The 13,252-nt window shown below is 60.5% G+C and carries 10 protein-coding genes and 1 riboswitch; of the genes, 5 read left to right on the top strand and 5 right to left on the bottom strand.

From position 1 onward, the window contains the following. Window positions 1-107: 107 nt before the first annotated feature. Window positions 108-1,727: an FAD-binding oxidoreductase gene (locus FXN63_RS11555; protein ID WP_148814960.1), complete on the top strand. Its 1,620-nt coding sequence runs from the start codon at window positions 108-110 to the stop codon at window positions 1,725-1,727. Window positions 1,728-2,509: 782 nt separating this feature from the next. Here the strand turns inward: FXN63_RS11555 and FXN63_RS11550 are convergent. Continuing rightward, a protein-coding gene (locus FXN63_RS11550; RefSeq protein ID WP_148813868.1) for an IS3 family transposase occupies window positions 2,510-3,654 on the bottom strand; the annotation gives its coding sequence in 2 pieces (ribosomal slippage) (window positions 2,510-3,384 and window positions 3,384-3,654; 1,146 coding nt in all). A 600-nt stretch (window positions 3,655-4,254) separates the two neighbouring features. Here FXN63_RS11550 and FXN63_RS11545 point away from each other — a divergent pair. Continuing rightward, complete coding sequence (locus FXN63_RS11545) at window positions 4,255-5,664, top strand: 3-deoxy-D-arabino-heptulosonate 7-phosphate synthase (RefSeq protein ID WP_148814958.1); 1,410 nt, start codon at window positions 4,255-4,257, stop codon at window positions 5,662-5,664. Here the strand turns inward: FXN63_RS11545 and FXN63_RS11540 are convergent. Then, a complete protein-coding gene (locus FXN63_RS11540) occupies window positions 5,661-6,086 on the bottom strand; it encodes a winged helix-turn-helix transcriptional regulator (RefSeq protein ID WP_281290869.1) in 426 nt (141 codons plus the stop codon). The genes FXN63_RS11545 and FXN63_RS11540 overlap by 4 nt on opposite strands. 91 nt (window positions 6,087-6,177) lie before the next feature. On the opposite strand from FXN63_RS11540, the gene FXN63_RS11535 reads away from it, so the two are divergent. From FXN63_RS11535 to FXN63_RS11525, 3 genes are all read left to right on the top strand, one after another. Next, window positions 6,178-6,585, top strand: a complete 408-nt coding sequence (locus tag FXN63_RS11535; protein WP_148814956.1) for a DoxX family protein — start codon at window positions 6,178-6,180, stop codon at window positions 6,583-6,585. 10 nt (window positions 6,586-6,595) lie between these two features. Further along, the gene (locus tag FXN63_RS11530; RefSeq protein WP_148814954.1) at window positions 6,596-7,336 is read left to right on the top strand and encodes an SDR family NAD(P)-dependent oxidoreductase; all 741 of its coding nucleotides are present in this window, start codon (window positions 6,596-6,598) and stop codon (window positions 7,334-7,336) included. A 135-nt stretch (window positions 7,337-7,471) separates the two neighbouring features. After that, a riboswitch (glycine riboswitch) is annotated at window positions 7,472-7,562 on the top strand. 207 nt (window positions 7,563-7,769) lie between these two features. After that, window positions 7,770-8,384 carry a trimeric intracellular cation channel family protein gene (locus FXN63_RS11525; protein ID WP_148814952.1) on the top strand — a complete coding sequence of 205 codons (615 nt, stop codon included), beginning with the start codon at window positions 7,770-7,772 and terminating at the stop codon, window positions 8,382-8,384. Window positions 8,385-8,396: 12 nt separating this feature from the next. Here the strand turns inward: FXN63_RS11525 and FXN63_RS11520 are convergent, their stop codons facing one another. Genes FXN63_RS11520 through FXN63_RS11510 form a run of 3 tightly spaced genes read right to left on the bottom strand, consistent with a single transcriptional unit; the run spans window position 8,397 to window position 13,047 of the window. Beyond that, the gene (locus FXN63_RS11520) at window positions 8,397-11,459 is read right to left on the bottom strand and encodes an efflux RND transporter permease subunit (RefSeq protein ID WP_222864039.1); all 3,063 of its coding nucleotides are present in this window, start codon (window positions 11,457-11,459) and stop codon (window positions 8,397-8,399) included. Window positions 11,460-11,461: 2 nt separating this feature from the next. Continuing rightward, window positions 11,462-12,616 (bottom strand): efflux RND transporter periplasmic adaptor subunit, encoded by a 1,155-nt coding sequence (locus FXN63_RS11515; RefSeq protein ID WP_148814948.1) that lies wholly within the window; start codon window positions 12,614-12,616, stop codon window positions 11,462-11,464. After that, on the bottom strand, window positions 12,613-13,047 hold the full coding sequence (locus FXN63_RS11510; protein WP_222864038.1) for a TolC family protein: 435 nt from the start codon (window positions 13,045-13,047) through the stop codon (window positions 12,613-12,615). Before FXN63_RS11510 ends, FXN63_RS11515 begins: the two co-directional genes overlap by 4 nt. Between the last annotated feature and the right edge of the window lie 205 nt (window positions 13,048-13,252).

The following is a 13,252-nucleotide window of genomic DNA, read 5'->3' as shown; positions in this document are numbered from 1 at the left end:
CATCCGACGAACGGTTCACATATGTTTCTAAATGCGTCCGCGGCACATGGTGATATTTATTCAGCCATGCGGATGGGTCACTTCATTCATGCTTTTACGTACTGCTCATGACGATCAAATACACCAAGAAGTACCATCGCGACCTCGCCCTGTTCAACGAGTGGGAAAAGCTGAATCACCCCGTCTTTGAAAAAGTGTCGCTGGAAGAGATCAAAGCAGCGCAAACGAAGCTGCAAGGTCACATTGTCTTCCCGACTGACCCGCTCTACAACCAAGATCGCAAGCTGTTCAATCCGGTATTCAATCCGCTTCCGTACATGATCATCTATTGCGCCGTCGAAGCCGACGTCGCAATCGCGCTGCAACTGGCCAAGAACAAGCTCAACATCCCCTTCACCGTTCGCTCCAGCGGCCACTGCACAGCTGGCTTCTCGGCCGGTTTCGGTGCCCTGATCGACGTGAGCGCGCTCAACGACGCGACCGTCGACCCCGTGGCCCAGATCGCCACCGTGGGCGCAGCATGCCCCTTCCGCAAGCTTGACCCGCTGCTCGACACCTACAAGCTGCACGTCCCGGGCGGCGAATGCCCCGACGTGTGCCTGGCCGGTTACATGCAAGGCGGCGGCTACGGCTTTACGTCCGTCACCTACGGCATGAACTGCGACAACGTGATCGACATGCGCGTCATGCTGGCCGATGGCACCATCGTTACCGCAAGCCCCACGGTCAACAGCGACCTGTACTGGGCCATGCGTGGGGGCACCGGCGGCAACTTCGGCATTTTGCTGACGGCGCGCCTGCAACTGCGTCCGCTTGGCGATGTGTTCGGCTGGGCCCTGATCTGGCCGCTGCAGACCGACACCGATTTCCAGAACGGCACCGATGCGCTGATGCTGCTGCAGTCACAGTACATGCTGGACAAGCTGCCCAAGGAACTGAACATCCAGGTGTCGCTGTGCTATCAGCCCGGCATCGAAGCTGGCCTGCCGGTCACCGGCCCGCAGTACCCGTATCTGATGGTGCGTGGCGTCTACGTCGGCACCCAAGCTGCCGGCCAGGCCGCGATTCAGCCGCTGTGCAATCTGCCTGGCGCGGTTACCCAGTGGACCAAGGTGGACAGCTTCGTCAACCTGAACGGCGCGCTGCTGGATGTTCCGTATGGTCTGCCTTGCCTGCCGAACAACATCATGCCGTATGAGGACAAGGCTTGCCGTTATGTGACGCGTGAGCTGACCAGCGATGAGTGGAACGGTCTGCTGCGGCTGTTCGTCACCTCGCCGAATTGGACGTCTTACTTCTACATGGAGTTCTACGGCGGCGCGATCAATGCTTTCCCGGCCTACCCGGCCGAGGGCAGCAACGCTTTCGTTCACCGCACTGCGGCGTTCAATGCTGTGCTGGATGTATTCTGGTACGACGGCAAGACGAAGGAGCAGGATAAGGCTGCTTCGGAGAAATTCCTGGCAGACTGGATCAACTACATGGCACCCATGTGGAATGGCGAGATCTACCAGAATTACCCGCAAGTTGGTCAGACGAATTACGGTCAGGCTTACTGGGGTGATGCGCAGGCTGGTTTGTATGCGGTGAAGCAGAAGTACGATCCGACGAATGCGTTCAGGTTTGCGCAGGACGTGAACCACCCGACCGGCCCGCTGCCTACGCTGCCGGCGTGGTTGCAGACGGCGGTGGATCAGAAGATCGATTCAAAGATCTATTACCGGTGATGACTGGGGTGCTGGGTTGAATCAGCGCCAGTAGGTCTGGGGCTACGACGGAGTGTTGTCGTAGCCCTTTTCTTATTTGTAGTTAGGTTTTTTTGTTCTTCTGCCAGTCGCGGGTGGTGGGGCCGTGGTGGCTGCCCCGCTTGACTTAGGCGTCGGGTCTCCGCCCTCCACCTCGTCCAGAAGGGCAGCCACCACGGCCCCACCACCCGCGCCTTCAAAACTGCTTGGTTAGAAGCTGATCCCGCCTTTGGACAGCGTGAGATTTTCTGGCTGCTTGGTGCTGGAATCGGTTCTCGGCATTCGTGGGCTGCCATTCTTAATTGCCACGCGGCTGGCGTTGGGGATTGGCTGGCCAGGTCGCCACGAAGCGATTTAACGGCTCACGGCTAGGGCCGTCCTTCAGAGGCCTTTTACGTTGCGGCAGCTCGATGTGTCTCCTATTTTCTCAAGGGTGGGGTGACACCGAAGCGGGTGGCCGCACGGTAATAGCATGCGGAGAATGACTGGGGTGCAGACGGCCGCTGGCCAGACCCGTTCGGGACGAGCGTTCCACGTCAAGGAGTGAGCGCCGAGCCGATTTTCTGAATGCTGGACGGTAACTGCGCAGCGCGCTCTGGCAACGAATAGGCGTATTCCGAACACTAAGTGGTCTACCACGCAACTGACGCACCGAGCACTGAGTAGCAACGTGAAACCGCCGCCCCCTCAGCCTTTCTCCCGCGAGCCGTTTACGTGCGGCCACCTGTAGTGGTCAAGTTTTAATGGACACGGAGATAGGGTGTTCAGTGGCTAACTTTCTCGTAGTCAGCCGGTGATTGATAGCCCAGCGTCGAGTGCAGCCGATGGGTGTTGTAGAAGCCCACGATGTAGTGATTGATGTCGACGATCCCTTCAGCCGCATTGGCATAACGGCGCTGCCACACCCGCTCCATCTTGAGGTTCAGGAAGAAGCGTTCCATCACGGCATTGTCCCAACAGTTGCCCTTTCGGCTCATGCTGGCGACCAGCTTATGTTTGGCCAGTAAGTCACGATGGGCATGGCTTGCGTACTGGCAGCCACGGTCGGTATGCACGATCAGGCCAGGCTTGGGCTGACGCAGTGTGATCGCCATCTGCAGCGCGTTGCAGACCAGTTCAGCAGGCATGGCCGGTGCCATCGACCAGCCCACCACCTTGCGTGAGTACAAGTCCAGCACGGCGGCCAAGTACAGCCAGCCTTGGTCGGTGCGGATATACGTGATGTCGGCCACCCACGCTTGGTTCGGCGCAGCCGGCCTGAACTGTCGGTTCAACACGTTGGCGGCGATCGGCAGGTCGTGTCGGCTGTCGGTGGTATGCACGAACTTGCGCTTCCAGCGAGGTTGCAGCGCAAGCTGTTTCATCAACCGACGAACCCGATAGCGACCTACCATCAACCCATCAGCGTTCAGGGCTTCCCGCACACGTCGGCTGCCGTAGTTGCCACCGCTGGCGTCGAAGGCGGCCTGAACGGGGGCTGCCAAGGCACAGGGCCTGGGCGCAGCACGCCGTCGGCGTGCTGCGTACACCCCGGAGCGGCTGACGCTCAACAATCTGCACAAACGGGTCACGCTGGCCTTCTCCTGCCACTGGTGAATGATCCGTTGGATCACTTCAGTTCGCGGGCGAAGAAGGCCGATGCTTTTTTTAACAGCGACACGTCCTCACGCAGACGCTGATTCTCTCGCTCCAGTTCACGGATGCGTTGCTGCTCAGCGGTCAACGGCTTGCCCAGGCCAGGCTGGCCAAGCTGCTCGGCATCGTACTGGGCCAACCAGCGGCGGACCGGGCTTTCTGCCAAGCCCAGGTCCTTGCAGACCTGCATTACGCTTAAACCCTGGTCACGAATCATCTGTGCCACTTGCAGCTTGAAAGCTGCATCGAACGTTCTGCGGTTAGGTGTCGTCATATCGTCAGTGTCCTCGTTGGAGAAATTATCCCCCTATCGAGGTGTCCACTTTTATTGGACCACTACAACCCGCTTCGGTGTCACCCCACCACCAAGCAGGAGCGCAATTTCCTTGAGTGTCGCTGCGCTAAAAGGTCACTTAAAAGTCGGCCGAAACGTAAGCCGCTGAATCGCTTCGTGACGACCTGGCCAGCCAAGTCCCCAAGTCCAGCTGGTTCGGAACTTAAGAGCCACAAACGCCAATACGGGGGAGCCGCGTACAGCACCCGAGCAGCCAGAAAAATCGAGTCGCCCAAAAGCGGGATGCGCTTTTAACCAAGCCGTTCTGAAGGCGCGGGTGCCGGGGGCGTGGCGGCTGCCCTTCTGGACGACGTGGAGGGCGGGAGCCCCGACGCGTAGGTCCAGCGGGGCAGACGCCACGCCCCCGGCACCCGCGACTGGCTACACAGCGACACAGCCCCCAAAAGCGCACCAAACTACCAACAAAACAGCTTCCCGATAAATCGCGACCCACAAGCCGGTACAGTTAAGCTTGAACACAACAAGAACGTTCGACAACTGCGCACCAGCTCAAGCATCCCAGGAAACGGAATACCGCCAATGTGCCCGCAACCGCATCCCCGCCTGCTTGCCGACACACTGCGCAAGGTTGCACGTCGGTATCAACTGCCCGCAACGCTATCATTCCCCGATACGACCGCATCCCAAGACCCGGCAACCACGCTCGCGATCACCATCGAACAAACCCGGATCGCCATCACCCGCGGCACCGCCCCAGACCCACGCCTGAAACAGCAGTTTCTCTCCGCCTTCGCCAACCTGATACGCGAAGCCGCCCACCCCGTCAGCGGAGACGCTTCATTTCAGGCGATGCTGCTTCGCTACCAAACCGCACACGTACAGGATTACGCATCACTGTCCGCCCAGAACGACCAAGACCGCCGCGCCATCTACGCCATCGTCAATTCTGTTGCGCATCCGGCCAAACTGCAGCGGCAGCCGCCCAGTGCCCAGCGCAACGCATTGACCGAATTGCACACCGCGCTCGAATCGACATCCTGGTCAACGCTGGCCAGTGCGGCACACCAACTGATCGAAGACGAAGCGCAGCCAGACACACCCCTGGTGCAATCCTTGACCCGATTGGTTGCCAGCCCCGAACTACGGCGCTTGGAACGACTTGCGGGCCTGTTGAACGACCCTGCCGTGCAACGCTACCAAGGCTTGCTGGATCGGCACTTTCCAAGATCAGGAAGTGAAGCGGCCATTGCTCAGGCCAGCATCGCCCAACAGCGGGGGGCGTCCGCAGAGGCCAAAGCAGCGCAGGTGTTGAATACGCTGGCGCAGCGACTGAACGAGACGGATCACGCCAACACTGACGCCGCCACTGACACGGGTACCACCTACCGCGTCGTCACCTCGCTGCGGGTACCGGCCTCTATCCCAGGCAACACCGAGCGCGCCAAAAGCGAGTGGGATGCCGTCTTGCTGAGTCAGACCGCAGGCAATGATGAACACACTTGGGACGTGTGCCTGCTGGTGGAAGTGAAAGCCTCGGTCGACGCTGCCACCACCGACTTCCCGCGCCTGCTGCGCGGCCTGCAACTGCTGGCAAGTGCAGCACGCGACACGGTTTACACGTTTGCCACCCAGCAGGGCGACGTACGCATCACTGGGGCATCATTGGCCGCACTGAGCACCGACGAATCGGACTTGGCCAACGACGTGCTGTATTGCTGTGACGGTCCTGCTGAAGCGGCACCACGACTGCTTAACGCTGCCAGCCGAATGCAATTGCTGTCCAGCGAGGCCAGTTTGGCATTCGCCGACAAACTTGTGAAAAACCAGACTGCCGAGCCAAACGAGCTTGAACCAGTATGGCAAGCGCTGTTGGAATCTGCACGATGGCGTCCGGTGCTGGAGCAATATCCCATGCTTTATGGCGTGCGGGCATTGATGGTGCATATTTCCGATTTATCCGCAGCCATACCCACCGCAAATAAAGGCTAAATCCCCTTAGCCTTTCTACCGCGCGCGCCTGGCTTCACCGGCACCGTTTTTCCATATTCATTCCACCACACTGTCAGCGCCTCCATGGTAGGGCCAAGCCCGCGCGCCTTGGCGGTAATCTCATATTCCACACGCGGCGGCACTTCTGCGAACACGGTGCGCGATACCAATCCATCGGCTTCCAGCTCACGCAACTGGGCGGTCAGCATGTGCTGAGTAACGCCAGGGATGGCTTTGCGTAGCTCACCGAAGCGATACATGCGTTGATTCAGTAGCCACATTATTTCCAGCTTCCATTTACCCGACAGCAAGGAAAACGCCCGGCGCATTTCCTCATGCATGTTTACGTCATCCCTTTTCGCTGGCCCTGCCGTATTTGGGGGAACCTGATCAACCTGACTTCCATTAGTCTGCTTTTCCATACCAAGCCCTATTAATTCATCCTACTTGCGCACTTTAATCTTAGGCGACATTCTGGGCACCGTCGATATAAAAATCACCCAGAAATAACCAATGACTGCTATTTACACATACTGGATCAGCACTGCATTTTTATGCCTGCCGTTCTTCATCTCTGCTTTTTTATATCTGAGCAAAAGCGATTGGGTGCGATTGGAAATAGCCAAGCTGGGGTATCCCGCCTACCTGGTGCCGTTTCTGATCATCGTGAAAATTGCGGCCCCGGTGGCGGTGCTGTCGCGATTCAACGTGGCGCTCAGTGAGCTCGCTTATGCCGGCATGTTTTATCACTTGGTATTGGCGGCACTCGCGCATGTCGGTGCGCGCAAACCCAAGGGGGCACTGCCTGCATTCATCGGTTTGCTATTGCTGAGCGCATCGTTTCTGACCCAGAACGCCGCCCGCGACGTACCGGCAGCCTATGCACCCACCGCCCCTGCGGTTCTATCCACATTCAAGTAAGGAACGCATCATGTCTCGTCTCGAAGGAAAAATCGCGATCGTCACCGGAGCCGGCCGTGGCATCGGCCGCGCCACGGCGGAGTTGTTTGCCGCTGAAGGTGCAAAGGTAGCGGTGCTGTCGTACACGCCGGCAAATGTCGACCGTGTCGTCGCGGATATTGAAGCCGCAGGCGGCGTCGCACTTGGTGTCGTGTGCGACACGAGCGACGCCAGCCAGATTCAGGCCGCAGTGGCAAAGGTCGTCGACACCTTCGGCGGCGTCGATATCCTCGTCAATAACGCGTTTGATGCATCGGTGGTGTTTTCTTCCGTACTGGATTTGTCGGTTGACACGTTGCAGCGCAATTTTGATATGGGGCCGATCTCTTACCTGCTGATGATGCAGGCATGCCACCCCCATTTGAAAGCCAGTGGCGCGGGCCGCGTCATCAACTTTGCGTCCTTGGCGGGTATCTCAGGTCTGCCCCCTTATGCGCCTTACAACATGGCCAAGGAAGCGGTACGGGCGCTCACGCGCACAGCCGCACGCGAATGGGGACCGGACAACATCACGGTGAACAATGTGCTGCCGGTTGCGCAAACCTGGGGCAATGCCGACGTGCCACCACCAAGCAACGCGCTTGGCCGTTACGGCTCGCCCGAACAAGACATCGCCCCGGTCGTGCTGTTCCTGGCCAGCAAGGACGCGCAGTTCCTGACCGGCTACAGCCTGACCCCGGATGGCGGCATGATCATCGACAGCGCCCGTTGACCTGCGGTTGCCAGATCGGCAGTACCGGCTGACAGCCGCCATGCCGATAACGACGATGCCGGCCCGGAGCGTTGCGCAGATGACTTGGGCGCGCGTCCTGGGCTGGGCAGGCCGGCCCTGACCGTGGATAATGTCAGCTTCTCTGCGGGAGAGCGGCGTGCAGCAGCACGCCCACCGAAGGCGCAAACTCCCATCATCGCTCAGGTAAACGGACCGCAGAAATAGATCGCCGACTGGAGAGCGGCCCGACTGCTGGTGCATGATCGGGTCCACCGAAGGGGCAGGCTGCGCAGCAGCTCGAACTCTCAGGTAACAAGGACAGGGGGAGAGGCATTACCGGGCTCGCGGCCACGCGCGCCCTTCCCTACCTGGAGCCTCCTGTGCTGCACACCCGTTCTGCCATCGCCACGCCTGTTTCCCTGCGGGGGCCGGCATGCTGACCTTCATCTATCTGGTTGCCATCGCTGCCGAGGCCATGTCCGGCGCGCTGGCCGCCGGACGCCGCAACATGGACGTGTTCGGCGTGGCGGTCATTGCCTTTGTCACCGCCTTGGGCGGCGGCACGGTGCGCGACGTCATTCTTGGCAACTTCCCCATCGGTTGGACACAACACCCTGGCTACATCGCGCTGGTGATCAGCGCGGGCCTGCTGACGGTGCTGGTGGCCCCGCACATGCACCGACTCAAGCGCCTATTCCTGGCGCTGGACGCGATGGGCCTGGTGGCGTTCTCCTTGATCGGCTGCGACATTGCATTGCGCATGAACTACGCCCTGCCGGTGGTGATCATGGCCGGCATGATCACCGGCATTTTTGGCGGGGTGTTGCGCGATGTGCTGTGCAACCAGATGCCCGTGGTGTTCCAGCGCGAGCTGTACGCCAGTGTGTCGCTGGTGGTGTGCTGCCTGTTCCTGGGCTTGCGCGCGCTGGACGTGAACCACGAGTTGACCACCGTGTTGAGCTTTGTCGTCGGCATTGCGATGCGCATGCTGGCGCTGCGCTTCGGCTGGAAGCTGCCGACGTTCTCGTATCAACAACGCTGGGAGTAATACCTGTGGTGCTTATGCATCCCCCCGCCTGAACACCCATCGCATCCCGTCATCCACATAGCTGTAGACCACTGGCACCACCAACAGGCTCAGTACAGTGGAGCTGATCAAGCCGCCAATCACCACAATTGCCATCGGCATGCGGAAACTCGGGTCGCCGATCAGCCCCATTGCCACGGGGACCATGCCGCCACCCATTGCAAGCGTGGTCATGACGATGGGGCGTGCCCGCTTGCGGCAGGCGTCGATCATGGCATCCATGCGGTTCAAGCCGTGTTCACGGCGCGCGATGATGATGTAGTCGACCAGCAGAATCGAATTCTTCGTGGCGATGCCCATCAACATGATCAAGCCGATCATCGATGGCATAGACAGTGCCGACCCGGTCAGGAACAAGGCCAGCACCGCGCCGGGAACCGCCAGCACCAATGCCGTCAGAATCGTCCCTGGCTGCGCGAAGTCTCTCAGCAGCAGCACCAGCACCATATATATGCACAGCACGCCGGTCAGCATCGCGATGCCAAAGCCGGTTGCCAGTTCGTTCATGGATTCGGCATCACCCACCACGCTGCGCGTGACGCCTGTGGGCAGTTGCTGCAAGCTGGACAAGGTCAACACGGCATCTTCAATCTCACTGAGCGAACGCTCGCTGACCTCAATCTCGATATTGATATTGCGCATGCGGTCATGACGCGTGATCTCGGCCGGCCCACTGCCGATTTCCAACGTTGCCACGTTTTCCAAGGCCACCGGCCCACGCGCGCCGGGCACCGGTAGGCGTTTGAGCGTGTCGATATCTTCGCGCGCGGCGTTGTGCAAGCGCACCAGCACCGGCACCTGCCGTTCGCCCAGATTCAGTTTTGCCAGTTCCTGTTCGTAGTCGCCAACGGTGGCAACACGCAAGGTCTGAGCAATGGTCGATGACGACACGCCCAGGTCGGCGGCCCGTGCAAAGTCCGGCATCACCGTCAGTTCGGGCCGCACCAGGCTGGCACTGGACGTCACCGCCCCGATCCCCGGAATGGCGCGCAGCTCTCTTTCGACCTGCAAGGCGTGCCGTTCAAGCACACGACTGTCTTCCCCGCCAAGCACCAGCACGTAAGGTTCATTTGACCCCGGCATGCCAACCGAAACCCTGACGCCAGCGAGTACGGCCAGCGCCTGGCGCAGTTGTCGTTCGATCTGCTGCTTGCGCACACCGTTGCGCTCAGTACGCGGCGTCAGGTTCAGCGTCAGCACGGCGGTGCGCACATCTGACGCAGATGCCGCCACGGCTTCAACCGGGTCGCCTCCGGTGTTTCCGCCACCGATGGCGGCGTAGACCAGGCGCACGTGAGCCTGTTGCGCAAGCAAAAGCCTTGCGCGCTCGGCCATTGCAATCGTGTCACGCAACTCGCTGCCGGGCGCAAGCGTCAGCCTGACTTGCGTCTGGGCATCGTCCTCCGGTGGAATGAACGCAGACGGCAATTGAACGGCCAGCACCAGACAGCCGACGAACAGCAGCGTTGCAAGCGTTGCCGTGATGGCACGGTGCCGCAGGCACCAACGCGCCGCAATCAGATAGTGACGCACCCACGCAGGCTCAGTGGCCACGTGCTTGGCAGGCGATCGCAGCAAGTACGCCGCCATCATGGGTGTCAGCAAGCGGGCAACAGCCAGCGAGAAGAACACCGCGCCCGCCGCCGTCCAGCCGAACTGAACGAAAAATCGTCCGGCCATGCCCGGCATGAAGGCAGTCGGCAAAAACACGGCGATCAAGGTGAAGGTGGTGGCGACTACCGCCAGCCCGATCTCGGTCGCAGCATCCATCGACGCAGCGAACGGCGTTTTGCCAGACCGCAGATGGCGTTCGATGTTCTCGATTTCGACGATGGCGTCGTCCACCACCACCCCCACCACCAGGGATAGGGACAGCAAGGTCACCATGTTCAGCGTGAATCCCATCCAGTGCATCAGTGCAAAGGTCGGAATGATCGATAGCGGCAAGGCCACCGCCACCACCACGGTGGCTCGCCAGTCACGCAGGAACAGGAACACCACCAGCACGGCAAGCGCTGCGCCCTCGAACAGCAAACGCACCGATCCCTGATAGTTTTCAATCACCGGATCGATGGAATTGAAGGCTTCGGTGATCGTCAGGTCGGGATGTTTGACACGCAGCGAGGCCAGGGCCGTGCGCACGCCGTCGGCCACATCCAGCTCACCGAACCCACGCGCACGCACGATCTCAAGCCCGACGACAGGTACGCCATTCAACAAGGACGCAGCACGCGGCTCGGCAATTGAATCGCTGACGGTCGCGACTTCGTCCAAGCGGATACGTCGCCCGTCACTCAAGCTCAAGGACATGGCGCCCAGTGCGTCGGCAGTCTGTACCGTGCCGATCACCCGCACCGACTGCTCGGCCCCACCCAGGCCCACGCGCCCACCCGAGGCTTCCTGTTGCACGCCCTGCAATTGGTGCGAAATGTCGGCAGCCGTGGTGTGCAGGGCAAACAAACGATGCGGGTCCAGATCGACCCGTATTTCACGGGTCGCGCCGCCCACACGGTTGACTGCCCCCACGCCGCGTATTGCACGCAGAGTCTTGCCAAGCTCGTTGTCGACAAACCAGGACAGGGCCTCTTCGTCCATGTGCGCCGAGGCCAGCGTGTAGGTCAGAATCGGGGTGCCCGCAAGTTCCAGCTTCTTGACCACCGGATCGCGCAGGTTGGCGGGCAGATCGGCGCGCACACGGGAAATCGCGTCGCGTACATCGTCCACCGCTTCCTGCGTGGGCTTTTCCAGCCGGAACTCGACGGTGATATTGGCTTCACCGTCCGTCAGCGTGGACGTGATGTGCTTGATGCCCTGCACGCTTGTCAGCGCATTCTCGATCTTGCGGGCAACCTCGGTTTCCATCTGGGACGGTGAAGCACCCGGCAAGCTGGCCGATACCGTCACGGTCGGCACATCCATGTCGGGAAAATTCTGGATCTTCATCGCGGCGAACGACATCAGTCCGCCAAGCGTCATCAATACAAAAAGCAGAATGACCGGAATCGGGTTGCGGATCGCCCACGCAGAAATATTCATGTTCATTGCGCTGCGCGGTGGCCCGTTGTCGAGAGTTCTATTGCGCGTTCTGTTTTGCCTTCTTCATTCACCCGCACCAGATCGCCCTGCCCGATGAATGCCGCCCCGGACACCACCACGCGATGATTCGCCTCCAGACCAGCCAGGATTTCGATGCGGTCACCCGAACGACGGCCCGATATCACCTTGGTCTGGATGACCCGGGAATCCGGCCCTACTCGCATGACATAGCTGAAACCCTCACGTATCTGCACCGCGCGCTGTGGCAGGCTCATCACCTCGGTATTGCCCAGCTGGAATTCACCCCGCGCGAACATGCCTGCGCGGGCAGTTTCATTTGCAGGCAGGTCCACATAGGCCAACCCATTGCGGGTCTGAATGTCGGTTACCGGTGCCAACACACGCAAACGCCCTTCGATCGGATCACCGCCTGTAGGCGTCACCCACACGATCTGTCCCGGTTTGAGCTTGGCCAGATCGGCCGCTGCCACCTCGGCACGCCACTCAAGCCGTCCGCCTCGAATCAGACGAAACAGTTCCTGGCCAGCGGGCACCACTGCACCCACCGTCGCCGTGCGCGCAGAAATCACCCCATCGTCCGGTGCAAGGATTCGCGTCTGAGCCAGCCGCAGCTGCTGGGTTTTCTCGGCAGCCTTGGCGGCATCCAGCCGAGCCCGTGCCGTGCGTTCGGCAAATGCATATTGCTGAATCTGTTGACCCGCCAGCGCGCCGGTTTCCTGCAACATGCGCCCGCGCTCGGCGTTGGCGGCGGCTTCGCTCAGCGCCACCTCTGCCTCAGTGACCGTGGCTCGGCTTTGCGCCAGTTCGGCATCCACCGTGGCTGCGGCAAAGCTTGCCAGCACTTGCCCACGGCGCACCTTGTCGCCAACATTGACCTTGACCTCGTTCAGCCGCAGGTTATTGGCCTCGGCACCGATGCTCGCTTCCTGCCAGGCCATGAGGTTGCCATTGGCGCTGACACGAACCGGGAAACTTGCCGCTTGCAGCGTGGCGGTGGCCACGGTCAGGGCCGGTTGCACTACCGCGGGCACTTCCGCTTCAACGGGTTCCGGGTTCTCCATCGCCAACGCGTAGGCCAAGGTCGCGCTCGTCAGCGCCAGGCCAATGGCCAGCGAATATTTGTGTGATGTTTTCATGCGGGGTGTCTCGGGTGGGGGTGCGACGCCACGGGGACATCGACGCGGGTATTCGGATGTTGGGCAAGCGGTGTCGGCAGCGTGGACGTCCACCCACCGCCCACCGAGCGATACAGCGCAATCCAGGCAAACAGGCGCTCGCGGTGCAGATCGATCATGGTGTTCTGCGCAGCAACCAGACTGCGGCGCGCATCTTCCAGATCGAAAAGGCTGGTAGCACCAGCCCGATAACTTGCTGCCGTTGCCTGGTAGGCACGATCGAATCCGTTGGCCGCAGCCTGGGCGTTGCCGCTGCGCTGTGCGTCTGCCTGCACGGATGCAGCACTGGCAGCCACGACATCCTGCGCGGCCGCGTAGATATCAGGGCGTTGAGCAAGCACCTCTGCCGGGACCGCATCTACGCTGAATTCGCGCGGCTGCCTGCAAGACATGAAAGATGAAAATCGAGATAGGACGTTCATTGGCTGAGATGTCGAAAGCGCATGCGCCTTGGTCTGCAATGGACGGCACTATCGGACCGGGCAACTTTCCGGACACTTACTGAAAGCCAATCGAATGAGGTTGCGAACGTATTTTTTCAGTGCGAAGTCGGGTAAGTGTTGTGTAAGACGGGCAGCACGAGCATGGCGTCTTTCA

The sequence above is a fragment of the Pigmentiphaga aceris genome (genome assembly GCF_008119665.1).
Classification (GTDB): domain Bacteria; phylum Pseudomonadota; class Gammaproteobacteria; order Burkholderiales; family Burkholderiaceae_B; genus Pigmentiphaga; species Pigmentiphaga aceris.
The sequence above is the reverse complement of the archived record's forward strand: the minus strand, read 5'-3'. Positions and strand labels throughout refer to the sequence as shown.

Coding starts and splice junctions, on each gene's coding strand:
- FXN63_RS11555 (WP_148814960.1), top strand. CDS start 108: ATGACGATCAAATACACCAAGAAGTACCATCGCGACCTCGCCCTGTTC.
- FXN63_RS11520 (WP_222864039.1), bottom strand. CDS start 11,459: ATGAATATTTCTGCGTGGGCGATCCGCAACCCGATTCCGGTCATTCTG.
- FXN63_RS11530 (WP_148814954.1), top strand. CDS start 6,596: ATGTCTCGTCTCGAAGGAAAAATCGCGATCGTCACCGGAGCCGGCCGT.
- FXN63_RS11545 (WP_148814958.1), top strand. CDS start 4,255: ATGTGCCCGCAACCGCATCCCCGCCTGCTTGCCGACACACTGCGCAAG.
- FXN63_RS11525 (WP_148814952.1), top strand. CDS start 7,770: ATGCTGACCTTCATCTATCTGGTTGCCATCGCTGCCGAGGCCATGTCC.
- FXN63_RS11540 (WP_281290869.1), bottom strand. CDS start 6,086: ATGGAAAAGCAGACTAATGGAAGTCAGGTTGATCAGGTTCCCCCAAAT.
- FXN63_RS11515 (WP_148814948.1), bottom strand. CDS start 12,616: ATGAAAACATCACACAAATATTCGCTGGCCATTGGCCTGGCGCTGACG.
- FXN63_RS11535 (WP_148814956.1), top strand. CDS start 6,178: ATGACTGCTATTTACACATACTGGATCAGCACTGCATTTTTATGCCTG.
- FXN63_RS11510 (WP_222864038.1), bottom strand. CDS start 13,047: ATGTCTTGCAGGCAGCCGCGCGAATTCAGCGTAGATGCGGTCCCGGCA.